Annotated in this window: 22 protein-coding genes; 16 read left to right on the top strand and 6 right to left on the bottom strand. The window is 70.2% G+C overall.

Annotation, left to right across the window (positions count from 1 at the left end; translation table 11 throughout):
- Positions 1 to 24 precede the first annotated feature (24 nt).
- The 11 genes from pheS (at position 25) to argH (ending at position 13593) form a co-directional block, all read left to right on the top strand.
- Positions 25 to 1086: a phenylalanine--tRNA ligase subunit alpha gene (pheS, locus tag AWC24_RS00995; protein ID WP_085081639.1), complete on the top strand. Its 1062-nt coding sequence runs from the start codon at positions 25 to 27 to the stop codon at positions 1084 to 1086.
- Positions 1086 to 3572 (top strand): phenylalanine--tRNA ligase subunit beta, encoded by a 2487-nt coding sequence (gene pheT, locus AWC24_RS01000; protein ID WP_085081640.1) that lies wholly within the window; start codon positions 1086 to 1088, stop codon positions 3570 to 3572. Before pheS ends, pheT begins: the two co-directional genes overlap by 1 nt.
- A 136-nt stretch (positions 3573 to 3708) precedes the next feature.
- On the top strand, positions 3709 to 5148 hold the full coding sequence (locus tag AWC24_RS01005; RefSeq protein ID WP_085081641.1) for a dihydrolipoyl dehydrogenase family protein: 1440 nt from the start codon (positions 3709 to 3711) through the stop codon (positions 5146 to 5148).
- Between the two features lie 116 nt (positions 5149 to 5264).
- Positions 5265 to 6323 carry an N-acetyl-gamma-glutamyl-phosphate reductase gene (argC, locus tag AWC24_RS01010; RefSeq protein WP_085081642.1) on the top strand — a complete coding sequence of 353 codons (1059 nt, stop codon included), beginning with the start codon at positions 5265 to 5267 and terminating at the stop codon, positions 6321 to 6323.
- The gene (argJ, locus tag AWC24_RS01015) at positions 6320 to 7516 is read left to right on the top strand and encodes a bifunctional glutamate N-acetyltransferase/amino-acid acetyltransferase ArgJ (protein ID WP_085081643.1); all 1197 of its coding nucleotides are present in this window, start codon (positions 6320 to 6322) and stop codon (positions 7514 to 7516) included. The genes argC and argJ overlap by 4 nt, the downstream gene beginning before the upstream one ends.
- Complete coding sequence (gene argB / locus AWC24_RS01020; RefSeq protein WP_085081644.1) at positions 7513 to 8382, top strand: acetylglutamate kinase; 870 nt, start codon at positions 7513 to 7515, stop codon at positions 8380 to 8382. The genes argJ and argB overlap by 4 nt, the downstream gene beginning before the upstream one ends.
- A complete protein-coding gene (locus tag AWC24_RS01025; RefSeq protein ID WP_085081645.1) occupies positions 8379 to 9557 on the top strand; it encodes an acetylornithine transaminase in 1179 nt (392 codons plus the stop codon). Before argB ends, AWC24_RS01025 begins: the two co-directional genes overlap by 4 nt.
- Entirely contained in the window at positions 9550 to 10476 is a 927-nt protein-coding gene (gene argF, locus AWC24_RS01030; RefSeq protein WP_085081646.1) for an ornithine carbamoyltransferase, read from the top strand. The genes AWC24_RS01025 and argF overlap by 8 nt, the downstream gene beginning before the upstream one ends.
- Positions 10473 to 10958 (top strand): arginine repressor, encoded by a 486-nt coding sequence (locus AWC24_RS01035; protein ID WP_085081647.1) that lies wholly within the window; start codon positions 10473 to 10475, stop codon positions 10956 to 10958. Before argF ends, AWC24_RS01035 begins: the two co-directional genes overlap by 4 nt.
- 29 nt (positions 10959 to 10987) lie before the next feature.
- Entirely contained in the window at positions 10988 to 12184 is a 1197-nt protein-coding gene (locus AWC24_RS01040) for an argininosuccinate synthase (RefSeq protein WP_085081648.1), read from the top strand.
- Positions 12181 to 13593: an argininosuccinate lyase gene (gene argH, locus AWC24_RS01045; RefSeq protein ID WP_085081649.1), complete on the top strand. Its 1413-nt coding sequence runs from the start codon at positions 12181 to 12183 to the stop codon at positions 13591 to 13593. The genes AWC24_RS01040 and argH overlap by 4 nt, the downstream gene beginning before the upstream one ends.
- Positions 13594 to 13596: 3 nt before the next feature.
- Here argH and AWC24_RS01050 read toward each other — a convergent pair whose 3' ends face one another.
- Positions 13597 to 14076 carry an MPT63 family protein gene (locus AWC24_RS01050; protein WP_085081650.1) on the bottom strand — a complete coding sequence of 160 codons (480 nt, stop codon included), beginning with the start codon at positions 14074 to 14076 and terminating at the stop codon, positions 13597 to 13599.
- Between the two features lie 89 nt (positions 14077 to 14165).
- The gene (locus tag AWC24_RS01055; protein ID WP_085081651.1) at positions 14166 to 14927 is read right to left on the bottom strand and encodes a siderophore-interacting protein; all 762 of its coding nucleotides are present in this window, start codon (positions 14925 to 14927) and stop codon (positions 14166 to 14168) included.
- Positions 14928 to 15046: 119 nt separating this feature from the next.
- Between AWC24_RS01055 and AWC24_RS01060 the strand changes: the two genes are divergently transcribed.
- Complete coding sequence (locus AWC24_RS01060; RefSeq protein WP_407663444.1) at positions 15047 to 15691, top strand: M15 family metallopeptidase; 645 nt, start codon at positions 15047 to 15049, stop codon at positions 15689 to 15691.
- Between the two features lie 30 nt (positions 15692 to 15721).
- Here the strand turns inward: AWC24_RS01060 and AWC24_RS01065 are convergent, their stop codons facing one another.
- The gene (locus tag AWC24_RS01065; RefSeq protein ID WP_085081653.1) at positions 15722 to 17500 is read right to left on the bottom strand and encodes an ABC-F family ATP-binding cassette domain-containing protein; all 1779 of its coding nucleotides are present in this window, start codon (positions 17498 to 17500) and stop codon (positions 15722 to 15724) included.
- A 113-nt stretch (positions 17501 to 17613) separates the two neighbouring features.
- Between AWC24_RS01065 and AWC24_RS01070 the strand changes: the two genes are divergently transcribed.
- On the top strand, positions 17614 to 20601 hold the full coding sequence (locus AWC24_RS01070) for an acyl-CoA synthetase (protein WP_085081654.1): 2988 nt from the start codon (positions 17614 to 17616) through the stop codon (positions 20599 to 20601).
- The gene (locus AWC24_RS01075; RefSeq protein WP_085081655.1) at positions 20598 to 20822 is read left to right on the top strand and encodes a Trm112 family protein; all 225 of its coding nucleotides are present in this window, start codon (positions 20598 to 20600) and stop codon (positions 20820 to 20822) included. Before AWC24_RS01070 ends, AWC24_RS01075 begins: the two co-directional genes overlap by 4 nt.
- On the opposite strand, the gene AWC24_RS01080 is transcribed toward AWC24_RS01075, so the two are convergent.
- The 3 genes from AWC24_RS01080 to AWC24_RS01090 are packed head-to-tail and all read right to left on the bottom strand — an operon-like array spanning position 20788 to position 22936.
- Positions 20788 to 21408, bottom strand: coding sequence for a TetR/AcrR family transcriptional regulator (locus AWC24_RS01080; RefSeq protein WP_085081656.1), 621 nt, complete (start codon positions 21406 to 21408; stop codon positions 20788 to 20790). The two genes, AWC24_RS01075 and AWC24_RS01080, sit on opposite strands and share 35 nt — an antisense overlap.
- Entirely contained in the window at positions 21408 to 22238 is an 831-nt protein-coding gene (locus AWC24_RS01085; RefSeq protein ID WP_085081657.1) for an ABC transporter permease, read from the bottom strand. Before AWC24_RS01085 ends, AWC24_RS01080 begins: the two co-directional genes overlap by 1 nt.
- Positions 22172 to 22936 carry an ABC transporter ATP-binding protein gene (locus AWC24_RS01090; protein ID WP_085081658.1) on the bottom strand — a complete coding sequence of 255 codons (765 nt, stop codon included), beginning with the start codon at positions 22934 to 22936 and terminating at the stop codon, positions 22172 to 22174. Before AWC24_RS01090 ends, AWC24_RS01085 begins: the two co-directional genes overlap by 67 nt.
- Before the next feature lie 87 nt (positions 22937 to 23023).
- Here AWC24_RS01090 and AWC24_RS01095 point away from each other — a divergent pair, with 87 nt between their 5' ends.
- Together AWC24_RS01095 and tyrS are read left to right on the top strand one after the other, a co-directional pair.
- Entirely contained in the window at positions 23024 to 23635 is a 612-nt protein-coding gene (locus AWC24_RS01095) for a DNA-3-methyladenine glycosylase (protein ID WP_085081659.1), read from the top strand.
- A gap of 17 nt (positions 23636 to 23652) precedes the next feature.
- A complete protein-coding gene (gene tyrS, locus AWC24_RS01100) occupies positions 23653 to 24933 on the top strand; it encodes a tyrosine--tRNA ligase (RefSeq protein ID WP_085081660.1) in 1281 nt (426 codons plus the stop codon).
- Positions 24934 to 25276: the final 343 nt, after the last annotated feature.

Below are 25276 nucleotides of genomic sequence, written 5' to 3' on the forward strand. Positions count from 1 at the left end.
CAGCCAATAGGGGGAGTCTCGTCCGTGGGCAATCAGCCTGCTGAACAGTTCGACCCGTCCGTCGTCTCCGACGCGACCCTCGACTCGGCCCTGCACGCAGCACAGCACGGCTTCACCGCCGCCGCCGACCTGGATGCGCTGGCCCACGCCAAAACCGAGCACCTCGGTGACAAGGCGCCGCTGGCGCTGGCCCGCCAGGCGCTGGCCAAACTGGACAAGGCCGACCGGGCCGACGCCGGCAAGCGCGTCAACGCCGCCCGCACCCAAGCCCAGCAGGCCTACGACGAGCGGCTGGCGGCGTTGCGCGCCGAACGCGACGCCGCCGTGCTGGCCGCCGAGAGCATCGACGTCACGCTGCCCTCGGCACGTCGGCCCGTCGGCGCCCGCCACCCGATCACCCAACTGGCCGAGCATGTCGCCGACACGTTCGTCGCGATGGGCTGGGAGGTGGTCGAAGGCCCCGAGGTCGAAGCCGAGCACTTCAACTTCGACGCGCTGAACTTCCCCGTCGACCACCCGGCGCGCAGCGACCAGGACACCTTTCACATCGCCCCGCCCGGCTCGTGCCAACTGCTGCGCACCCACACCTCCCCGGTGCAGATCCGCGCCCTGCTGGCCCGCGAGCTGCCGGTCTACGTCGTCTCGATCGGCCGCACCTTCCGCACCGACGAACTCGACGCCACCCACACCCCGGTGTTCCATCAGGTCGAGGGGCTGGCGGTGGACCGCGGGCTGACCATGGCACACCTGCGCGGCACCCTGGACGCGTTCGCGCAATCGGAGTTCGGGCCGGCGACGCGCACCCGGTTCCGGCCGCACTTCTTCCCCTTCACCGAGCCCTCCGCCGAGGTCGACATCTGGTTCGAGGGCAAAAAGGGCGGCCCCGGCTGGGTGGAATGGGGCGGCTGCGGCATGGTGCACCCCAACGTGCTGCGCGGCGTGGGTATCGACCCCGACGAGTACTCCGGCTTCGCATTCGGCATGGGTCTGGAGCGAACCCTGCAGTTCCGCAACGGCATTCCCGACATGCGCGACATGGTCGAGGGCGATGTCCGGTTCTCGCTGCCGTTCGGAGTGGGTGCCTGATGCGCATTCCCTACAGCTGGCTGCGTGAGGCCCTGACCGCAGGCGCGCCCGACTTGGACATCTCCGCACACGACATGGAGCAGGCGCTGCTGCGCGTCGGCCACGAGGTCGAGGACGTGCACACCCTGGGCCCGGTCACCGGGCCGTTCAAGGTCGGTCGGGTCGTCGAGATCGAGGAACTCACCGAGTTCAAGAAGCCGATCCGGGCCTGCCGCGTCGACGTCGGCGAACAACAGCCCCGCGAGATCGTCTGTGGCGCCACCAATTTCGTGGTCGGTGACCTGGTGGCGGTGGCGTTGCCCGGTGCGGTGCTGCCCGGTGACTTCGCGATCGCCACCCGTAAGACCTACGGCCGCACGAGTGACGGGATGATCTGCTCGGCGTCCGAAATACGGCTGAGCACCGACCATTCCGGCATCCTGGTGCTGCCCGAGGGGACCGCCGAGCCCGGTGCCGACGCCGCCGAAGTCCTCGGCCTCGACGACGTGGTCTACGAGCTGGCCATCACCCCCGACCGCGGCTACTGCATGTCGGTGCGCGGGCTGGCGCGTGACCTGGCGTCGGCGCTGGATGTCGACTTCGCCGATCCGGCGGCCGTGCCGCCGTTGCCCGCCGACGGCGAGGCCTGGCCGCTGCGCGTGCAACCCGACACGGGCGTGCGCCGGTTCGCGCTGCGCGGCGTCACTGGGATCGACCCGGCGGCGGTGTCGCCGTGGTGGCTGCAACGCCGACTGCTGCTCTGCGGCATCCGGGCGATCTCGCCGGCCGTGGATGCCACCAACTACGTGATGGTCGAACTGGGCCACCCGATGCACGCCCACGACCGGACCCGCATCGCCGGTGGATTCGGTGTGCGCTTCGCGGCGCCCGGCGAGACCGTCACCACCCTCGATGACATCGAACGCAAGCTGGACCCGGCCGATGTGCTGATCGTCGACGACGTCGCGACCGCCGCGATCGGCGGCGTGATGGGCTCGGGCAGCACCGAGATGCGCGGCGACTCCACCGACGTGCTGCTGGAGGCCGCGATCTGGGATCCCGCGGCGGTGTCCCGCACCGCACGCCGGCTGCACCTGCCCAGTGAGGCCGCCCGCCGCTACGAACGCTCCGTCGACCCGGCCATCTCGGTGGCCGTGCTGGACCGCTGCGCGACCCTGCTGGCCGAGATCGCCGGGGGAGTCGTCGAACCCACCCTGACCGACTGGCAAGGTGACCCGCCCGTGCAGAACTGGGACCAGGCGCCCATCGAGATCGCCGCCGACCTGCCGGACCGCACCGCCGGGGTGAGCTACCCCGAGGGCACCACCGCCAGGCGGCTGACCCAGGTCGGCTGCACGGTGGCGGCTCACGGCGCGACACTGACCGTCACCCCGCCGAGCTGGCGGCCGGACCTGCGCCAGCCCGCCGACCTGGTCGAGGAGGTGCTGCGCCTGGAAGGCCTGGAGTCCATCCCGTCGGTGCTGCCCGCGGCGCCGGCCGGGCGGGGTCTGACCGACGCCCAGCGGCGCCGGCGCGCGATCGGCAAGTCGCTGGCGCTGGCCGGCTACGTCGAGGCGCTCACCAGCCCGTTCATGCCCGCCGGGGTGTTCGACGCCTGGGGCCTGGCCGACGACGACCCGCGCCGCGCCACCGTGGCCGTGCTCAACCCGCTGGAGGCAGACCGGCCGCAGCTGGCCAGCACACTGCTGCCCGGGTTGCTGGAAGCGTTGGGGCGCAATGTTTCCCGCGGCATCAACGACGTCGCGCTGTTCACCATCGCCCAGGTGGTGCAACCCGACGGCTCCGCGCCCGGCGCTGCCGGGCCGGTCGCGGTGGATCGCCGACCCACCGACGCCGAGCTCTCTGCGCTCGATGACATGCTGCCCCGCCAGCCGCAGCACATCGCGGTGGCGCTGACCGGCTTGGCCGAGCCCCGCGGCCCGTGGGGGCCGGGCCGGCCCGTCGAGGCCGCCGATGCCATCGAGGCGGCCCGGGTGATCGCCCGCGCCGGCGGTGTGGCGGTCACGTTGCGCTCGGCGGCACAGCTGCCCTGGCATCCGGGCCGCTGCGCCGAGGTGCTGGTCGGCGAGACCGTGATCGGCTACGCCGGGCAACTGCACCCGGCCGTCGTCGAACGCAGCGGGCTGCCGAAGGGCACCTGCGCGGTCGAGTTGAACCTGGACGCGATGCCCATCGCGTCGTCGTTGCCCGCGCCGCGGGTGTCGCCGTTCCCGGCGGTGTTCCAGGACGTCGCGCTGGTGGTCGACGAGAAGGTGACCGCCCAATCGGTGGCCGACGCGGTGCGCGACGGCGCCGGCGAGCTGCTGGAGGACATCGCGCTGTTCGACGTCTACACCGGCCCGCAGGTCGCCGACGGCCGCAAGTCGCTGGCGTTCGCGCTGCGCTTCCGCGCCGCGGATCGCACCCTGACCGAGGACGAGGCCAGTGCGGCCCGCGACGCCGCGGTGGCCTGCGCCGCCGAGCGTGTCGGCGCCACCCTGCGCTAGCCACCTCCCCTGCGCGAGCGTGCGTGCCCCCGGTCGACACACCGCGGCAATTCCCGGGGTTGCGCACTCTCACGGGCTGTTCCCCGGCGGCGGGCTCAGGCATGCTGAGGTGCCGCCGTCGAGAGGATGTGCCTGGATGACCGAGACCTATGACGTCGTCATACTCGGGGCCGGACCGGTCGGGGAGAACGTCGCTGACCGTGCCCGTGCGGCCGGACTGAGCGTGGCGATCGTCGAACGCGAACTCATCGGCGGGGAATGCTCCTATTGGGCCTGCGTGCCCAGTAAGGCGTTGCTGCGGCCGGTGCTTGCGATCGCCGACGCCCGGCGCGTCGCCGGCGCCCGCGAAGCCGTCAGCTCCGCGATCGACGCCGGCGAGGTCCTCGCGCGCCGCAACCGGTATGTGGGGGACTGGGACGACACCGGCCAGGTGGACTGGATCAACGGGATCGGCGCCACAGCGATCCGCGGCCACGGACGCCTCGACGGGCCGCGACGCGTGGCCGTCACCACGCCCGACGGCGACACCGTGGCGCTGTCCGCCCGGCACGCGGTCGTGGTCTGCACCGGAACCCGCGCGGCCCTGCCGGATCTGCCGGGAATGGCCGACGCCCGTCCGTGGACCAACCGCGAAGCCACTGAAGCCACGTCGGTTCCCGGTCGGCTCGCGGTCGTCGGCGCCGGCGGTGTGGGCGTCGAAATGGCCACCGCCTGGCAGGGTTTGGGCTCGGCGGTGACGTTGTTGGTGCGCGGCTCGAAGCTGCTGCCGCGGATGGAGCCGTTCGTCGGCGAGTATGTCGCGCGCGGGCTGACCGAGGCGGGAGTTGATGTGCGCACGGGTGTTTCGGTCGCCGCGCTGCACCGCGATGGCGACGGGCCGGTGCGGCTCGACTTGACCGATGGTGGGCAACTCGAAGTCGATGAGGTGCTGTTCGCCACCGGCCGGACCCCGCTCACCGGTGACATCGGCTTGGAAACCGTGGGGCTGACACCGGGCGAATGGCTCGACGTCGACGACACCTGCCGGGTTCGGGCCGTCGACGACGGATGGCTGTACGCCTGCGGCGACGCCAACCACCGCGCCCTGCTGACCCACGAGGGCAAGTACCAGGCGCGCATCGCCGGCGACGTCATCGGCGCGCGGGCGAACGGGACACCGCTGGACACCGCGCCGTGGGGCGCGCACGCCGCCACCGCCGACCACCACGCGGTGCCGCAGGTGTTCTTCACCGACCCCGAGGCCGCAGCAGTCGGGCTCTCTGCCGAGCAGGCCCGACAGGCCGGACATCGGGTGCAGACCGTGGATGTGGAGATCGGCGAGGCGGTGATGGGCGCCAAACTGCACGCCGACGGCTACACCGGGCGGGCGCGGATAGTGGTCGACGCCGACGAAGAGTTTCTGCTCGGCGCCACCTTCGTCGGCGCCGATGTCGCCGAGTTGCTGCACTCGGCCACCATTGCCGTGGCCGGCCGGGTGCCTATCAGCCGGCTCTGGCATGCCATACCGTGCTTTCCGACGATCAGCGAGATCTGGCTGCGGTTGCTGGAGGCCTACCGCGACTCCGCGCCGGTCTGAGCGTCGGGATACCGTCGGCGAGAGTGCGCAGTTGTACGCGACACCCCGCGGAGTCCCCGGCATGCAGGTGCACCCGCCGACGACGGACGTAATTATTTGCGTTCCCGCGCATAATCATGCAGAATCGCGTAGTGACCAAAGCGATCAAAGTGGCAGTTGCCGGGGCGAGCGGGTACGCCGGCGGTGAGATTCTGCGCCTGCTGCTGGGCCACCCAGCGTACGCGGACGGCCGGCTGATGATCGGCGCGCTGACCGCCGGCGGTAACGCCGGCAGCACCATGGGCGAACAGCACCCGCATCTCATGCCGCTGGCCGATCGGGTGCTGCAATCCACCGAGGTCGACATCCTCGCCGGCCACGACGTGGTGTTCCTCGGCCTGCCGCACGGACATTCGGCGGTACTGGCCGAACAGCTCAGCGACGACACCCTGGTGGTGGACTGCGGCGCCGACTTCCGGCTGGGCGACCCGACCGACTGGGAACGCTTCTACGGCACCTCGCATGCGGGCACCTGGCCCTACGGGCTGCCGGAACTGCCCGGGGTGCGCGAACAGCTCAAGGACGCCCGCCGGATCGCGGTGCCGGGCTGCTACCCGACGGCGGCGCTGCTGGCGCTGTTCCCGGCCGTCGCCGCCGGCCTGATCGAACCGGACGTCTCCGTGGTCGCGGTCAGCGGAACCTCCGGCGCCGGCAAGGCCGCCAAGGTCGACCTGCTCGGCGCGGAGGTGATCGGCTCGGCGCGGGCCTACAACATCGCCGGAGCGCACCGGCACACCCCGGAGATCGGCCAGGGCCTGCGGGCGATCACCCACCGCGACGTCACCGTCTCCTTCATCCCGGTGCTGATCCCGGCGTCGCGGGGCATCCTGGCCACCTGCACGGCCAGAACCACCACACCGCTGCCCAAGCTGCGCGCCGCCTACGAAAAGGCTTACCAGGCCGAGCCGTTCGTACGGCTGCTGCCCGAGGGCCAACTGCCCAAGACCGGATCGGTGATCGGCAGCAACGCCGCGCACCTCGCGGTCGCCGTCGACGAGGACGCCTCGACGTTCATCGCGATCGCCGCGATCGACAACCTGGTCAAGGGCACCGGCGGCGCCGCGGTGCAGGCGATGAACCTCGCGCTGGGCTGGCCGGAGTCCGAAGGGCTCTCGACGGTGGGCATCGCGCCGTGACCCGGATCCTGCGCGAACAGGGCGTCACCGCGCCGGCCGGCTTCCGGGCGGCCGGAATCGCCGCGGGCATCAAGGCTTCCGGTGCGCCGGACCTGGCGCTGGTGTTCAACGAGGGGCCCGATTACGCGGCCGCCGGGGTGTTCACCAGCAATCAGGTCAAGGCGGCACCGGTGCTGTGGAGCCAACAGGTGCTCAAGAGCGCCCGGCTGCGGGCGGTGATCCTCAACTCCGGCGGCGCCAACGCCTGCACCGGCCCGGGCGGCTTCGCCGACACCCATGCCACCGCCGAGGCCGTCGCCGCCGCACTGTCGGAGTGGGGCACCGAGACCGGGGCCGTCGAGGTGGCGGTCTGCTCCACCGGGCTGATCGGCGACCGGTTGCCGATGGACAAGCTGCTGGCCGGGGTCACCGACGTGGTGCAGGAGATGGCCGGCGGACTGGTCGGCGGCGACGAGGCAGCCCGGGCGATCATGACGACCGACACCGTGCCCAAACAGGTTGCGCTGCACCATGCGGACAATTGGACGCTGGGCGGGATGGCCAAAGGAGCCGGCATGCTGGCGCCGTCGCTGGCCACCATGCTGGTGGTGCTGACCACCGACGCCAAAGCCGACGCCGCCGCACTCGACGCCGCGCTGCGCCGCGCCGCCGCACTGACCTTCGACCGCCTCGACATCGACGGCAGCTGCTCCACCAACGACACGGTGCTGCTGTTGGCCTCGGGAGCCAGTGAGATCACGCCCAGCCAAGACGATCTCGACGCCGCGGTGCTGGCCGCCTGCGACGACCTGTGCGCCCAGCTGCAGGCCGACGCCGAAGGCGTCACCAAACGGGTCACGATCTCCGTCACCGGCGCCGGCAGCGACGGCGACGCGCTGCTCGCGGCCCGGCTCATCGCCCGCGACAGCCTGGTCAAGACCGCGTTGTTCGGCTCCGACCCCAACTGGGGCCGGGTGCTGGCCGCCGTGGGAATGGTGCCGTTCACCGTCGACCCGGACCGGATCACGGTGTCGTTCAACGGCTCCCCGGTATTCAGTGACGGCCTGCCGATGCCGGGCGCCCGCGAAGTCGACCTGTCCGGCGCCGGCATCGACGTCGTCGTCGAGCTGAACCTCGGCGGTGGGTGCGCCAGGGTACGCACCACCGACCTGTCCCACGCCTACGTCGAAGAGAACTCGGCGTATTCCTCATGATCAGCACCGCGACCAAAGCCCAGGTTCTGGCCGAAGCCCTGCCCTGGCTCAAGCAGCTGCACGGCAAGATCGTCGTCGTCAAATACGGCGGCAACGCCATGACCGACGACACCCTCAAGCACGCATTCGCCGCCGACATGGCGTTCCTGCGCAACTGTGGAATCCAGCCGGTGGTGGTCCACGGCGGCGGACCGCAGATCAGCGCCATGCTCAAGCGGCTCGGGATCGAGGGCGACTTCAAGGGCGGATTCCGGGTCACCACACCGGAAGTGCTCGACGTGGCGCGCATGGTGCTGTTCGGCCAGGTCGGCCGCGAACTCGTCGGGCTGATCAACGCCCACGGGCCCTATGCCGTCGGCATCACCGGTGAGGATGCCGCACTGTTCACCGCGGTGCGGCGCAGCGTCACCGTCGACGGTGTCGCCACCGACATCGGCCTGGTCGGCGACGTCGACCAGGTCAACACCGACGCGGTACGGGATCTCATTGCCGCGGGCCGGATTCCGGTGGTCTCCACCCTGGCCCCCGACGCCGACGGCGTGGTGCACAACATCAACGCCGACACCGCCGCGGCCGCGCTGGCCGAAGCCCTGCACGCCGAGAAGCTGCTGATGCTCACCGACGTCGACGGCCTCTACACCGACTGGCCCGACACCGATTCGCTGGTCAGCGAGATCGACACCGCCACGCTGGAGCAACTACTGCCGAAACTGGAATCGGGGATGATCCCCAAAGTCGAAGCCTGCCTGCGTGCGGTGCGCGGCGGGGTGCCCAGCGCCCACATCATCGACGGCCGCGTCGAACACTGCGTGCTCGTCGAATTGTTCACCGACGCCGGCACCGGAACCAAGGTGGTGAATCCATGACGCTGCAGAACCGCTGGCAAGCGGTGATGATGAACAACTACGGCACCCCGCCGCTGGCCCTGGTCAGCGGCCAGGGCGCGGTGGTGACCGACGAAGCGGGCAAGGACTACCTGGACCTGCTCGGCGGCATCGCCGTCAACCTGCTCGGTCACCGCCACCCCGCGGTGATCGAAGCCGTCACCACCCAGTTGAACACGCTGGGCCACACCTCGAACCTGTACGCGACCGAGCCGGGTATCGCGCTGGCCGAAGCCCTCGTCGACCAGCTGGGCGCACCGGCCCGGGTCTTCTTCTGCAACTCCGGAGCCGAGGCCAACGAGGCGGCGTTCAAACTGACCCGGCTCACCGGCAGGACGAAGATCGTTGCGGCCGAAGGCGCCTTCCACGGCCGGACGATGGGGTCGCTGGCGTTGACCGGCCAACCCGACAAGCGCACACCGTTCGAACCGCTGCCCGGCGATATCACCTACGTGCCCTACGGGGACACCAAAGCGCTTGCCGCGGCCGTCGACTCGACCACCGCGGCGGTCATCCTGGAGCCGATCATGGGGGAGGGCGGCGTCGTCGTACCACCCGCCGGCTATCTGGCCGAGGCCCGCGGCATCACCGCCGCGCACGGCGCACTGCTGGTCTTCGACGAGGTGCAGACCGGCGTCGGCCGCACCGGGGCGTTCTACGCCCACCAGCACGACGGCATCACCCCCGATGTCGTCACGCTGGCCAAGGGCTTGGGCGGCGGCCTGCCGATCGGGGCATGTCTGGCCGTCGGCGCGGCCGCTGACCTGTTGACCCCCGGCAGCCACGGCAGCACATTCGGCGGCAACCCGGTCTGCACCGCGGCCGCGCGTGCGGTGCTGCAGACACTGGCCGACGGTGACCTGGTCGTCCGGGCCGGAGTGCTCGGCAAGACGCTGAGCCACCGCATCGAGGACCTGCACCACCCGCTGGTCGACCACGTCCGCGGCAAGGGACTGCTGCTGGGTGTGGTGCTGACCGCGCCGAAGGCCAAGGCCGTCGAGCTGGCCGCCCGCGACGCCGGGTTCCTGGTCAACGCTGCCGCGCCGGGCGTCGTCCGGCTGGCACCACCACTGATCATCACCGACGAGCAGCTCGACGGTTTCGTGACCGCGCTGCCCGGCGTGCTCGACACCGCGCAGGAGGCCGCACATGCCTAGGAATTTTCTGCGCGACGACGACATCACCCCCGCCGAACAGGCCGAAATCCTCGCGCTGGCAGCCGAACTCAAGGCCGAACCGTTCAGCCGCCGGCCGCTGGAGGGCCCGCGCGGGGTCGCGGTGATCTTCGACAAGAACTCCACCCGCACCCGGTTCTCCTTCGAGGTCGGCATCGCCCAACTCGGCGGGCACGCCGTCGTCGTCGACGGCCGCTCCACCCAACTGGGCCGCGACGAGACCCTGGAGGACACCGGGCGGGTGCTGTCGCGCTACGTTGACGCGATCGTGTGGCGCACCTTCGCCCAGGACCGGCTGACCGCCATGGCGGCCACCGCCACGGTGCCGATCGTCAACGCGCTCTCCGACGAGTTCCACCCGTGCCAGGTGCTGGCCGACCTGCAGACCATCGCCGAACGCAAAGGCGCACTCAACGGGCTCAAGCTGACCTACCTCGGTGACGGCGCCAACAACATGGCGCACTCGCTGATGCTCGGCGGCGTCACCGCCGGGATGCACGTCACCGTCGCCGCCCCGGACGGTTTCACCCCCGATCCGGCCGTGCTCGCCGCGGCGCAGCAGCGCGCCGCCGACACCGGCGCCTCGGTCAGCCTCACCGCCGACGCGGCCAAGGCGGCCGCCGGCGCCGACGTGCTGGTCACCGACACCTGGACCTCGATGGGTCAGGAGGACGACGGGCTGGACCGCGTGGCGCCGTTTCGGCCCTACCAGATCAACGACGAACTGGTCGCCCTGGCCGACTCGGAAGTCACGGTGCTGCACTGTCTTCCGGCGCACCGAGGCGACGAGATCACCGACGCGGTGATCGACGGGCCGCGCAGCGCGGTCTGGGACGAGGCCGAGAACCGGTTGCACGCGCAGAAGGCGCTGTTGGTGTGGTTGCTGGAACGGTCCCGATGAGCCGAGCCGACAGCTCCGTCACGCGGGTGGGCCGCCAGGCCCGCATCGTCGAGTTGCTGTCCGCCGAACCGGTACGCAGCCAGACCGAGCTGGCCTCCCTGCTGGCCGCCGACGGCATCGAGGTCACCCAGGCCACCTTGTCGCGCGACCTGGAGGAACTCGGCGCGGTGAAACTGCGGGGCGCGGACGGGGGAGTCGGCGGATACGTCATCCCCGAGGACGGCAGCCCGCTGCGGGTCTCCGGCGGCACCGACCGGCTGTGCCGGCTGCTGGGGGAGCTGTTGGTGTCCACCGACGCCACCGGAAACCTCGCGGTGCTGCGCACCCCGCCCGGCGCGGCCGACTACCTGGCCAGCGCCATCGACCGGGCCGCGCTACCGTACGTCGTCGGCACGATCGCCGGGGATGACACGATCTTCGTGGCAGCGCGCGAGCCGATGACCGGCGCCGAGCTCGCCGCCACCCTCAACGACCTGCAGTAAGACCCGTAAGACACAGCAAGGAGAACTCGATGTCCGAACGCGTCATCCTGGCGTATTCCGGTGGCCTGGACACCTCGGTGGCGATCAGCTGGATCGGCAAGGAGACCGGCCGCGAAGTCGTGGCCGTCGCCATCGACCTCGGCCAGGGCGGCGAGGACATGGAAGTGGTGCGCCAGCGCGCCTTGGACTGCGGGGCCGTCGAATCCGTCGTGGTCGACGCCCGCGACGAGTTCGCCGAGGGTTACTGCCTGCCCACCATCCAGTCCAACGCGCTCTACATGGACCGCTACCCGCTGGTCTCGGCGATCAGCCGGCCGCTGATCGTCAAACACCTGGTGGCCGCGGCCCGCGAGTACGGCGGCGGCACCGTGGCGCACGGCTGCACCGGCAAGGGCAACGACCAGGTCCGCTTCGAGGTCGGATTCGCCTCGCTGGCACCGGATCTCAAGGTACTGGCCCCGGTCCGCGACTACGCCTGGACCCGGGAGAAGGCGATCGCGTTCGCCGAGCAGAACGACATCCCGATCAACGTCACCAAGCGCTCACCGTTCTCCATCGACCAGAACGTGTGGGGCCGGGCGGTGGAGACCGGGTTCCTGGAGCACCTGTGGAACGCGCCGACCAAGGACGTCTACGACTACACCGAAGACCCGACCGTCAACTGGAACACCCCCGATGAGGTGGTCATCGGCTTCGAACGCGGTGTCCCGGTGTCGATCGACGGCAAGCCGGTGTCGGTGCTGGAGGCCATCGTCGAGCTCAACCGGCGGGCCGGCGCCCAGGGCGTGGGACGCCTCGATGTGGTCGAGGACCGGCTGGTGGGCATCAAGAGCCGCGAAATCTACGAGGCCCCCGGCGCGATGGTGCTGATCAGCGCCCACACCGAACTCGAGCACGTCACCCTGGAGCGCGAGCTGGGCCGGTTCAAGCGGCACACCGACCAGAAGTGGGCCGAGCTGGTCTATGACGGGCTGTGGTATTCGCCGCTGAAGGCCGCGCTGGAGTCCTTCGTCGCCCACACCCAGCAGCACGTCAGCGGCGAGGTGCGGCTGGTGCTGCACGGCGGCCACATCGCGGTCAACGGCCGCCGCAGCGCGGAGTCGCTCTACGACTTCAACCTGGCCACCTACGACGAGGGCGACACCTTCGACCAAACCGCCGCGCGTGGCTTCGTCGAGATCCACGGGTTGAGCTCGAAGATCTCCGCCCGCCGGGACCTGGGGTGAGCACCAATGAAGGATCGCTGTGGGGCGGGCGGTTCGCCGAGGGGCCGTCCGACGCGCTGGCCACGCTGAGCAAATCCACCCACTTCGACTGGGTGCTGGCGCCCTACGACATCGCCGCGTCCAAGGCGCACGCCAAGGTGCTCCACGGCGCCGGTCTGCTCACCGACGAACAGCGTGACGGGCTGCTGGCCGGCCTGGACAGCCTCGGCTCCGACGTCGCCGACGGCAGCTTCGGGCCGCAGGGCAGCGACGAGGATGTGCACGGCGCCCTGGAACGCGGTCTGATCGACCGGGTCGGCGCGGATCTGGGCGGTCGGCTGCGGGCCGGACGGTCACGAAACGACCAGGTGGCCACGCTGTTTCGGATGTGGCTGCGCGACGCGGTCCGCCGCGTCGGCGCCGGGGTGCTCGACGTGGTCGACGCGCTGGCCCACCAGGCCGCCGCCCATCCGGACGCCATCATGCCCGGCAAGACGCACCTGCAGTCCGCGCAGCCGGTGCTGCTGGCTCATCACCTGCTCGCCCACGCCCACCCGCTGCTGCGCGACGTGGACCGCATCATCGACTTCGACGCCCGCGCGGCGGTGTCACCGTACGGGTCGGGGGCGCTGGCCGGCTCGTCGCTGGGCCTGAACCCCGACGCCATCGCCGCCGAACTCGGCTTCGCCGCGGCCGCCGACAATTCGATCGACGCCACCGCCGCCCGCGATTTCGCCGCCGAGGCCGCGTTCGTGTTCGCGATGATCGCCGTCGACCTGTCGCGGCTGGCCGAAGACATCATCTTGTGGAGCTCAACGGAGTTCGGCTACGCGGTGCTGCACGACTCCTGGTCGACCGGCAGTTCGATCATGCCGCAGAAGAAGAACCCCGACATCGCCGAACTGGCCCGCGGCAAGTCCGGCCGGCTGATCGGCAACCTGACCGGCCTGCTGGCCACCCTGAAAGCCCAGCCGCTGGCCTATAACCGCGACCTGCAAGAGGACAAGGAACCGGTCTTCGATTCCGCGGCGCAACTGGAACTGCTCCTTCCGGCGACCGCCGGGCTGGTCGGCACCCTGGCATTCGACACCGAACGGATGGCCGCGCTGGCTCCGGCCGGCTACACCCTGGCCACCGACATCGCCGAATGGCTGGTGCGCCAAGGGGTTCCGTTCCGGATCGCCCACGAGGCGGCCGGTGCCGCAGTAAAGACCGCCGAACAGCGCGGCGTGGGTCTCGACGAACTCACCGACGCCGAACTGGCCGCCATCAGCCCCGAGCTGACCCCGCAGGTCCGCGAGGTGCTCACCGTCGAGGGCTCGGTGGCCTCCCGCGACGCCCGCGGCGGCACCGCGCCGCCGCGGGTCGCCGAGCAGCTGGCCGGTCTGCGCGAGCGTGCCGCGCATCAGCGGCAGTGGGTCAACGGCTGACCGCTACGGCCCCCAGACCATCAGGTCCTCCATGCCGTTGTTCATCGTCACCGTGGTGGGCGGCGGACCGGTCACGTCGAAGTAGATCTTGCCGGTGGACTGCGCGCCCTGCGGGATCGTCGCGCCGCTGATGGCGTTGGGAGCAGCGACCTGCCACAGCACCCGGTAGGAAGCCCGATCCGGAGCGACGGCGTTGAACTGCGAAATCGCCGGGGTCACGGTGCCCCGGAGCGCGTTCACCGTCGCGGTGGACTCCCAGACCTTGCCCGCGACCGGGTAACCCGGCATGGTGTCGCTGCTCGGCTTGAGGTCGCTCACCCGCCAGGAGTACCCGACCTGACCGACGGTGTCGGTGGCTTGCAGGGTGCTGCCCAGCTTGCCGACGACCGGATAGGCCGCCATCGCGGTCGGCGCCACTGTCATCGGGATCGCCGCCATGGCCGCTGCGGCCACCGCTGTTTTCGTCATCCCACGGATATTCATGATGTCCTCCTTTCATTCGGGGGATGTGATGACGGGTAGCCGGGTTCGCCACGCCTTAACCATGCACCGCCGTACTCGATTTCGCGCGGCTATTCCATCCCGGTGCGGCCGGGAGTCCAGAAGGGTTTGGTACGGATGTCTCGCCGGCTCCAACCGCGTTCGGTGATCAGGATCTTGCGCAGGGTCTGAATCGTGCGGGCCTCACCGGCGAGATAGGCGACGCCGGGATGCTCGGGGAGCTCCAGTGCGCGTACGGCGTCGGCGAGCAGGGGCGAGTTCGCTGCCGATGCCTGCCCGCGCGCGGCGTGGGTCAAACGGGGAAGCGGAAGGTGGTCGGCCGTGGTCGCGGCCTCGAGCACGCCGTGAACCTCCGTGTCCGGTGGCAGGGTGCGCAGCATCGCGGCGAATGCGACCGACGCCGTTTCCTCGCCGGCGAACACGTGATACGGCGCGTCGCTGCGGACGACGAAGTTCCCCTGGGGGCGGGTGAATTGGACATGGTCCCCGACGGAAACCGCTGTCGCCCAACGCCTGGCCGGTGTCATCGCGTCCCGGTCGTAGCTGTGGTCGAACATCACGATGTCGAGCGTTCCGGCGTCCGCATCGGCGTCATAGACGGAGTATGTGCGCAGCGCGTCGTGCGGATGCAGTCGCAGCATTGAATCGAGCAGGCCGGCGACCTGCAGGCGGATGTGCTGGCCCGGTGTCCAGGTCAACCCCCGCAGCCGTGGGCCGGCGAAACGGATGCGGCGCAGGTTCGGGGTCAGCTGTTCGACTTCATCGACGGTTGCGGACAGGAACAGCGCATCACGCAGGGTGTTGACGAGCGGAAAGTCGAGGATTGCTGCCATGGAAACCCCATCAATCGCAATTAGTTAGGTATGCCTTACCTAAGGCAAGAGAGTAACAGATCGTGCTGCGCTAGCGTGAGCAGATCAACGGCAGCCGAGACACACCCACCGCGTGGCGCCTGCTGGCGGCGATCGCGGTCTGCGGGCTGCTGACACAGTGCGCCGGCCCGCCCGAGCAGACACCGGCCTCATCTGCTGTCGCCCAACCCGAACCGGCCGCCGTTGCTACCGTCACCGCCGCCGAACTCGGCGCCACCTGGCGTCCTGGCTGCCCGGTTGCCCCGGAGCAACTGCGGCGCGTCACGCTGACCCACCTGGGATTCGACGCCCTGCCGCACCGCGGTGAGCTGATCGTGCATCACGAGCTGGTGCCGCAGGTCATCGCGATCTTCGACCGGCTCTACCGGCTGGAGTTCCCGATCGAGAAGATGCGCTCGGCGGCCCACTACCGCGGCGGCGACGACGAGCTGTCGATGGCCGACAACAACACCTCGGCGTTCAATTGCCGGCGCATCCCCGGGTCGGGCGACTGGGCGCAGCACGCCTACGGTCGCGCCGTCGACGTCAACCCGCTGCTGAACCCGTCGGTGACCCGCAGCGGATTCGAACCCAAGAACGCCGCGGTCTATCTGGACCGCCACCGCATCGAGCCGGGGCTGCTGCATCCCGGCGATCCGGCGGTGCGCGCCTTCACCGACGCCGGCTGGCGCTGGGGCGGCGACTGGAAATCACCGCGGGACTACCAGCACTTCGAGCGCCGCTGAGCAGACAGCAGTCGGCGCCGCTACTCGGGGCTATTCCAGAACCTCGGACAGCTCCAGCCAGCGGCCCTCCTGCTCGGCCACCTCGTCCTCCAGCCCGCGCAGCTCAGCTGTGAGCGTCGCCAGGCCGACGTGATCGGACTGGTCGAAAGCGGCCAGTTCATGGTGCTTGGCCTCGATCTGTTCGGCCAGTCGCGTCAGCCGGCGCTCGATGGCGACCAGATCCTTTTGTGCGGCACGCAGTTCCGCTCCCGAGAGCGTCCCGGAATCGGTAGCAGCCGGCGCCGGGCGTGACGCCGGGGCGCGGCGCGCTTCGGCGGCCAGTTGCAGATACTCCTCGACGCCGCCCGGCAGATGCCGCAGCCGGTCGTCCAGGATCGCGTACTGCTGATCGGTGACCCGCTCCAGCAGATACCGGTCGTGGGAGACCACGATCAGCGTGCCCGGCCAGGAGTCCAGCAGATCCTCGGTGGCGGTGAGCATGTCGGTGTCGACGTCGTTGGTCGGCTCGTCGAGCACCAGCACGTTCGGTTCGGCCAGCAGGGTGAGCATCAACTGCAGCCGGCGGCCTTGCCCGCCGGACAGCTCGCCGACCCGGGCCGACAGTTGCGCACGGCCGAACCCGAGCCGCTCCAGCAGTTGCGCCGGCGTCATCTCCTTGCCGTCGACCTGGTAGTCGTTGCGCAACCGGCCCAGCACGTCGGCCACCCGATCGTCGGCGAGCGAGGCCAGCTCCCCGGACTGCTGATCGAGCATGCCCAGCCGGACCGTCTTGCCGCGCTTGACCCGCCCGGCATCCGGCGTCACCGTCCCGGCGATCAGCCCCAGCAGGGTGGACTTCCCGGCGCCATTGGCGCCGACGATCCCGGTGCGCTCCCCGGGACCGATCCGCCATTCGATGTCGCGCAGCACCGGCTTGCCGTCAAAAGAGACCGACACGTCGAGCAGGTCGATGACGTCCTTGCCCAGCCGTGCCGTCGCCAGCTTCACCAGCTCGACCTCGTTGCGCAACGGCGGGACGTCGGCGATCAGCGCGTTGGCCGCCTCAATGCGGAACTTCGGCTTGGAGGTGCGGGCCGGTGCGCCGCGCCGCAGCCAGGCCAGCTCCTTGCGTAACACGTTCTGCCGCTTGGCTTCACTGGCCGCCGCCATCCGATCGCGTTCCACCCGCTGCAGCACGTAGGCCGCGTAGCCGCCCTGGAAGGGCTCGACCATGCGGTCGTGCACCTCCCAGGTGGTGGTCGCCACCTCGTCGAGAAACCAGCGGTCGTGGGTGACCACCAGCAGGCCGCCGGTGTTGCGGGCCCAGCGTTGCTGCAGGTGGCCGGCCAGCCAGGTGATGCCCTCCACATCGAGGTGGTTGGTGGGCTCGTCGAGGCCGATCACGTCCCAGTCGCCGATCAGCAGTGCGGCCAGCTGCACCCGCCGGCGCTGCCCGCCGGACAACTCCGAGATGGTCGCGTCCCAGCCGATGTCGGAGACCAGGCCGTCGACCACGTCACGAATCCGCGGGTTGGACGCCCACTCATGGTCGGCCTGCTCACCGACCAGCGTCACCCCCAGGGTGCGGTCCGGGTCGAGGGTGTCGCCCTGATCGAGCAGGCCGACCCGCAGGCCGCTGCGGCGGGTGACCCGGCCGGAGTCCGGGGTGGTGGCGCCGGTGAGCAGCCGCAGCAGTGAGGATTTGCCGTCGCCGTTGCGGCCCACGATGCCGATGCGGGCGCCGTCGTTCACTCCGAGGGTGACCGAGTCGAGCACCACACCGGTGGCGTAACGCAGGTGAAGGGCTTCGGCGCCGAGCAGGTGTGCCACTGCCAGAACGCTACTGCCTGCCGATCGCCGACGACTGAACGAGCCGGACCGGGCACGCTGATGTGCCAGAATGTGCACGTCATTGACGATCGGACGCGACGTAGGGGAGCAGCGTGGATCTGAACCTGTCGGCCATCACCCGGCCGGTCGAGTGGCTGATGGCCACCGCGCAGAACGGCCTGGAGGTGCTGCGCTGGGGCGGCCTGGAGACCGGGACCGTGCCGTCGCCGTTCCAGATCGTCGAGAGCACCCCGATGTACAAGCTGCGGCGCTACTTTCCGCCCGACAACCGGCCCGGCCAGCCGCAGCCCGGGCCGCCGGTGCTGCTGATTCACCCGATGATGATGTCGGCGAACATGTGGGACGTCACCCGCGAGGACGGCGCGGTCGGCATCCTGCGCGGGGCGGGAGTGGATCCCTGGGTGATCGACTTCGGTTCACCCGACGAGATCGAGGGCGGGATGCGACGCAACCTGGCCGACCACATCGTCGGGCTCAGCCAGGCGGTCGACACCATCGCCGAGACGACCGGACGCGACGTGCATCTGGCCGGCTACTCCCAGGGCGGCATGTTCGCCTATCAGGCCGGGGCCTACCGGCATTCGAAGAGCATCGCATCGATCATCGCCTTCGGCTCCCCGGTGGACACCCTGGCCGCGCTGCCGATGGGAGTGCCGCCCAACATCGCCTCCGGCGTCGCGGGGTTCATGGCCGACCACGTCTTCAACCGGCTGGACATCTCGGGCTGGCAGGCGCGCGTGGGCTTCCAGATGATGGACCCGCTCAAGACCGCCAAGGCCCGGATGGACTTCCTGCGTCAGCTGCACGACCGGGAAGCGCTGCTGCCGCGCGAGGCGCAGCGGCGGTTCCTGGAGTCGGAGGGCTGGATCGCCTGGTCGGGTCCGGCGATCTCGGAGCTGCTCAAGCAGTTCATCGCGCACAACCGGATGATGACCGGTGGTTTCGCGATCAACGGCCAACTGGTGACGCTGACCGACATCACCTGCCCGGTACTGGCGTTCGTCGGCGAGGTTGACGACATCGGCCAGCCGGCGGCGGTGCGCGGTATCCGCCGCGCGGCGCCCAACGCCAAGGTCTTCGAGTACCTGCTGCGCGCCGGGCACTTCGGGCTGGTGGTCGGTTCCAAGGCGGCCGAACTGACCTGGCCGACCGTCGCCGACTGGGTGCTGTGGCAGGAGGGCCAGGGCCCGCAGCCCGCCGGGGTGGCGCTGATGGCCGAGCAGGCCCACGAGGACAGCAAGGGCGGGGTCGCGATGACGTCGCGGATCGCCCACGGGCTGGGCGAGGCCTCCGGTGTCGCGCTCACGCTGGCGCGCGGCGCCGCCGACGCCATGGTCGCAGCCCAGAAGTCGATGCGCACCATGGCGATCGAGACCGCGCGCACCCTGCCGCGGCTGGCACGGCTCGGACAGATCAACGACCACACCCGAATCTCGCTGGGCCGCATCATCGATGAGCAGGCCGCCGAGTCACCACACGGCGAATTCCTGCTGTTCGACGGCCGGGTCCACACCTACGACGCGGTCAACAAGCGCATCGACAACGTTGTCCGCGGATTGATCGACGTCGGTGTGCGGCAAGGCGTCCACGTCGGGGTGCTGATGGCCACCCGACCCAGCGCCATGGTCGCCATCGCCGCGCTGTCACGGCTGGGCGCCGTCGCGGTGCTGATGCCCACGGACGGGGACCTGTGCGCGGCGGCGCGGCTGGGCGGCATCTCCGAGATCATCACCGACCCCGGCAACCTCGACCTGGCGCTGGCGGCCGTGCGCGACCTGGGCTGCCAGGTGCTGGTGCTCGGTGGCGGTGAGACCCGCGACCTGGACCTGCCGTCCGACGCGGAAGCCGTCGTCGACATGGAGCAGATCGACCCCGACGCCGTTGAGTTGCCCGGCTGGTACCGGCCCAACTCGGGCTTCGCCCGCGACCTGGCCTTCGTGGCCTTCAGCATGGTGGCCGGCGAACTGGTCGCCAAGCAGATCACCAACTACCGGTGGGCGCTCTCGGCGTTCGGCACCGCGTCGACGGCCGCCTTGGGCCCCAACGACACGCTGTACTGCCTGACGCCGCTGCACCACGAGTCCGGGCTGCTGGTCAGCCTCGGCGGCGCCGTGGTCGGTGGCGCCCGCATCGCGCTGTCGCGCGGGCTGAACCCGGATCGCTTCGTCGCCGAGGTGCGCCAGTACGGGGTGAGCGTGGTGTCCTACACCTGGGCGATGCTGCGGGAGGTCATCGACGACCCGAATTTCGTGCTGCAGGGCAACCATCCGGTGCGGTTGTTCATCGGTTCCGGCATGCCCGTGGGGCTGTGGCGCCGGGTCACCGACGCGTTCGCTCCGGCCCAGGTCGTGGAGTTCTTCGCCACCACCGACGGCCAGGCGGTGTTGGCCAACGTCTCGGGCGCCAAGGTCGGCAGCAAGGGCCGCCCGCTGCCCGGAGCGGTGGAGGTGGAGCTGGCCGCCTACGATCCCGACCAGGACCTGATCCTCGAGGACGAACGGGGTTTCGTGCGCAAAGCCGAGACCAACGAAGTCGGGGTGCTGCTGGCCAAGCCACGCGGGCCGATCGACCCGTCGGCGTCGGTCAAGCGCGGCGTGTTCGCGCCGGCCGACACCTGGATCTCCACCGAATACCTGTTCCGGCGCGACGCCGACGGCGACTACTGGCTGGCCGGCGGACGCGGTTCGGCCATCCACACCGGCCGCGGCATGGCCTATCCGGTGCTGATCACCGACGCGCTGGGCACCGTCAGCGGTGTCGATCTGGCGGTGACGTATCGGGTGGCGGCCGGTGCCGGGGATCTGGTGGTGTCCGCGGTGACGGTGCGGCCGGGATCGACGGTGACCGCCGCGGGCCTCAGCGAGGCGGTGGCCGAGTTGCCCGTGGGCGCCGGCCCTGATGTCGTGCATATCCTGCCGGATCTGCCGCTGAGCGCCGTCTACCGCCCGACGCTGGGTGAGCTGCGTGAGTCCGGGCTGCCCAAGGCTGGGCGCAACGCCTGGTACTTCGATGCGGCGAGTGGACAGTTCAAGCGGTTGACCGCCGCGGTGCGTGCCGAATTGGCCGGCGGTCGCCAATGATCGACGACGAGCTGTTGGCCATTCTGGTCTGCCCGGACGACCGTGGACCGTTGCTGCGGGTGCGGGGCTCGGCCGATGAGCTGCTCTACAACCCGCGCCTGCGCCGCGCCTACCGCATCGAGGACGGCATCCCGGTGCTGCTGATCGACGAGGCCACCGACGTCGGCGACGACGAGCATGCCCGCTTCATCGGCCAAGCCGGTCCGGCAGATCCCCGGTGAGATAACGCTGCAGCGTCGGGGCGACCATCGCCACCACCTGGTCGCCGGGCAGCGACGCGAGCGGTTCCAGGCCGATGATGTGGCGGGCGACCACGATGCCCATCAACTGGCTCGCGGTGAACTCGGCGCGCAACACGCCGGTTCCGGCCGGCTCGTCGACGCGATTCGCGAGTTCGGCGACGACGATGTCGCGGAAGAATGAACGCGCCAGTGGCACGTCGGTCCCGGTGAGCATGGAGCGCATCGCTGCGATCAGCCCGGTGCCGGCCTGCGAATCCCACAGCGGCAGCAGCAGTTCGGGCAGGATGCGGCCGAGCTGTTCGACGGGCGCCTCCCGCAACGGTCCCAGCACGATCATCGGGTCCACCGGCAGCTCGGTCGCCGCCGCGAACAGTTGTTGTTTGGTGCCGTAGTAGTGGTGCACCAGCGCCGCGTCGACGCCGGCGTCGGCGGCCACCGCGCGGATCGAGGTGTTCTGGAACCCGTTGTGGGCGAAGAGGTCCCGGGCCGAGGTCAGGATGCGTTCCCTGGTGCCCGAGGAGCCGGCGGGCCGGCCCGGCCGCCGGCTGTTGGTCTCGGCGGCCATCACGGTGTCCGTCGTCGCAGTGTCACCGCGGCCAGCGCCAGCGCGGCGGCCGCGAACACCAGCACGATGACCATGTCGCGCACCGCGACACCGGTCAGTTGCGGATGGGCGTCCACTTGCTGAAGTGCCTCCAGGGCGTAGCTGGCCGGCAACGCGTTGCTGATCCACTGCAGCCACTCGGGCATCGTGGCCCGCGGCACGATGATCCCGGCCAGCAGTAGTTGCGGCACCATCACCAGCGGGATGAACTGCACCGCTTGGAATTCGGTGCGGGCAAACGCGCTGCACAACAGGCCCAGGCCGACACCGAGCACCGCGTTGACGATCGCGATCACGAACACCCATGCTGGGCTACCCGAGGTCTCGAAACCCAGCAGCCAGAACGCGACCACACAGGCCAGGGTGGCCTGGGCGGCCGCCGCGATCGAGAACGCCGTGCCGTAGGCCGCGAGCAGGTCCAGCCGGCGCAGCGGGCTGGTCAAGATGCGCTCCAGGGTCCCCGAGGCGCGCTCGCGCTGCATGGTGATCGCGGTGATGACGAACATCAGGAACAGCGGGAACAGGCCGAGCAGGATCAGGCAGGCGGCGTTGAACGGCGGCGGCGTACCCGGCGGATGCGGGACGTTGACGAACATGAAGTACATCAACGTGATGATCAGGCTGGGGACCAGCAGGACCATCGCGACACTGCGATGGTCACCGGCCAGTTGCCGCAGAATCCGCTGCGTGGTGGCCAGGAAGGGCCGCAGCTGCAGCGTCCGGGTCAGCCGGCTCGGGGCGCGGTGGTGCGCCGGATGACGGACAGGAACGCTTCCTCCATCGACGTACATCCGGTCTCCTCTCGCAGTCGGGTCGGTGAGGTTCGCGCCAGCAACCGGCCCTGGCGCATCAGCAGCAGGTCGCCGCAGTGGTCGGCCTCGTCCATCACATGGCTGGACACCAGCAGCGTGGTGCCGCGCCGGGCCAGCGACTGGAACTGTTGCCAGAGCTCGGCCCGCAACACCGGGTCCAGGCCGATCGTCGGTTCGTCGAGCACCAGCAGGTCCGGCCGGCCGACCAGCGCACAGGCCAGTGAGACCCGGGCGCGTTGCCCGCCGGACAGGTTCGCGCAGTAGTCGCCGCGGTGACCCTGCAGATCCACCGAGTCGACGGCGTCGTCGGCGGCCCGGGCGTCGACGCCGGCAAGCGAGGCGAAGTAGCGGACGTTGTCGATGACCCGCAGGTCGTCGTAGATGGTGGGCTGCTGCGGCATGTAGCCGACCCGGTGACGCAGTGCCGCGGAGCCGGCCGCGTCGCCCAGCACGGTGACCTGTCCGCCGGTGATGACCTGGGTGCCCACGATGCAGCGCATCAGCGTGGTCTTGCCGCAGCCCGACGGGCCGAGCAGGCCGGTGATGGCGCCCGGGGCGATCTGCAGCGACAGGTCGTGCAGCACCGGGCGCTTACCGCGCACCACGCGCAGGTGCTCGATGTCGACGGCCGGGACCCGGCGCGGCCCCGATAATTCATCACGCGATGAAATCATCATGTGATGAATATTGTGCCGGTCGCGACGCGCTGTCAAGACCTTCCGAGGATTGGGCAGGTCATCGGGGGCTCGGGCAGAATCTGGGCGATGAGTGCAGTCCAGTTGGCGGTCGATCCGCTCGCGGCCGCTCACCTGCTGCTCGGCGCCACCCTGGATGCCCGCGGGGTGCGCGCGACGATCGTCGAGGTGGAGGCCTATGGCGGCGTGCCCGACGGGCCGTGGCCGGACCCGGCGGCGCATTCCTATCGCGGTCCCACCGGGCGCAACACGGTGATGTTCGGTCCGGCCGGCCGGTTGTACACCTACCGCAGCTACGGCATGCACGTCTGCGCCAACGTGGCCTGCGGGCCGGACGGCACCGCGGCCGCGGTGCTGCTGCGGGCGGCGGTGATCGACCAGGGATCGGCGGTGGCGCAGTCGCGACGCGGCGACGCGGTGCCCGGCACCGGCTTGGCGCGCGGGCCGGGCAATCTGTGTTCTGCGTTGGGAATCGCCATGGCGGACAACGGCATCGACTTGTTCGACCGCCGCAGCGCGGTGCGGCTGCGGCTCGCTGCGCCACTGCCCGCGCAGGCCGGGCCCCGAGTAGGCGTCAGCCAGGCCGCCGACCGTCCGTGGCGATTATGGGTGGCCGGGAAGCCCGAGGTTTCGGCCTACCGACGAAGCCCGCGGGCACCGGCGCCCGGCGCCAGCGACTGATCCGGGAAAATCGACCCATGCCGACGACGATTCTCGACGAGCTGGACTGGCGCGGCCTGATCGCCCAATCCACCGACCTGGACGCGCTGAGCGCCGCCGTGACCGGCGGGCCGATCACCGTCTACGCCGGATTCGACCCCACCGCGCCGAGCCTGCACGCCGGAAACCTGGTGCCGCTGCTGGCGCTGCGGCGCTTCCAGCGCGCCGGGCACCGTCCCATCGTGCTGGCCGGCGGGGCCACCGGTTTGATCGGCGATCCCCGCGAAGCCGGCGAACGCACCCTGAACACCGCCGACACGGTGGCCGAATGGTCCGAGCGGATCCGGGGCCAACTGGAGCGCTTCGTCGACTTCGATGACAGTCCCACCGGTGCGGTGGTGGTCAACAACCTGGACTGGACCGCACCGCTCTCCGCGGTGGAATTCCTACGCGACGTGGGCAAACACTTCTCGGTCAACGTGATGCTCGACCGCGACACCATCCGGCGCCGGCTCGACTCCGAGGGCATCTCCTACACCGAGTTCAGCTACATGCTGCTGCAGGCCAACGACTACGTGGAGCTGCATCGGCGGTACGGCTGCGCTCTGCAGATCGGCGGCTCCGACCAGTGGGGCAACATCATCGCCGGCGTCCGGCTGGTGCGCCAGAAGCTGGGCGCGACCGTGCACGCGCTGACCGTCCCGCTGGTGACCGCCGCCGACGGCACCAAGTTCGGCAAGTCCACCGGTGGCGGCAGCCTGTGGCTGGATCCGGAGATGACCAGCCCGTACGCCTGGTACCAGTACTTCTTCAACACCGCCGACGCCGACGTGATCCGCTACCTGCGCTGGTTCACCTTCTTGTCCGCCGACGAGCTGGCGGAGTTGGAGCAGGCGACGGCCGAACGCCCGCACGAGCGGGCCGCCCAGCGCCGGCTGGCCCGCGAGTTCACCACCCTGGTCCACGGCGAGGCGGCCACCGAGGCGGTCGAGCTGGCCAGTCAGGCCCTGTTCGGCCGCGGGGAACTGGACCGGCTGGACGAGGCGACGCTGACCGCGGCGCTACAGGAGACGCAGGTGGCCCAGCTGGCGCCGGGCAGCCCGGACGGCATCGTCGATCTGCTGGTGGCCACCGGGTTGTCGGCCAGTCGCGGCGCGGCCCGCCGCACCATCGGCGAGGGGGGCGTCTCGGTGAACAACGTCCGCGTCGACAGCGAGGAATGGTCGCCGCAGCCGGCGGACTTCCTGCACGACCGGTGGCTGGTGGTGCGCCGCGGCAAGCGCAACGTGGCCGGCGTCCAACGCGTCCAGGGCGGCTAGCCGCGGGCTCGACCTGGGCCGCCGCCGCGGGCCGCCGCCGCGCGAAGTTGATCTTGAAGGCGTTGAAATACCCCTGCTAGCAGCGGATTTGACTCCCAGTTTCACCTCGCGTAACTTAGTCCACGTCGCAGCGACCAGGCCAGACCCGGTCAGCGCGACAAGCCCGCGGAATCGACGAGATTCACCAAAGCGATTCCGGGGGCATCTCATCTGTCCGCACTGCCGATGCGCGGCTTTTAGCCGCGGGTTGACTGCGCGTCCGGGTGGGGCGTGTTGTTTGAGAACTCAATAGTGTGTTTGGTGGTTTTTGTTTGTTGTTGTTTTTGCCGCATCCTTGGCGCCC

Source organism: Mycolicibacter senuensis (assembly GCF_002101885.1).
In the GTDB taxonomy this organism is placed as follows: domain Bacteria; phylum Actinomycetota; class Actinomycetes; order Mycobacteriales; family Mycobacteriaceae; genus Mycobacterium; species Mycobacterium senuense.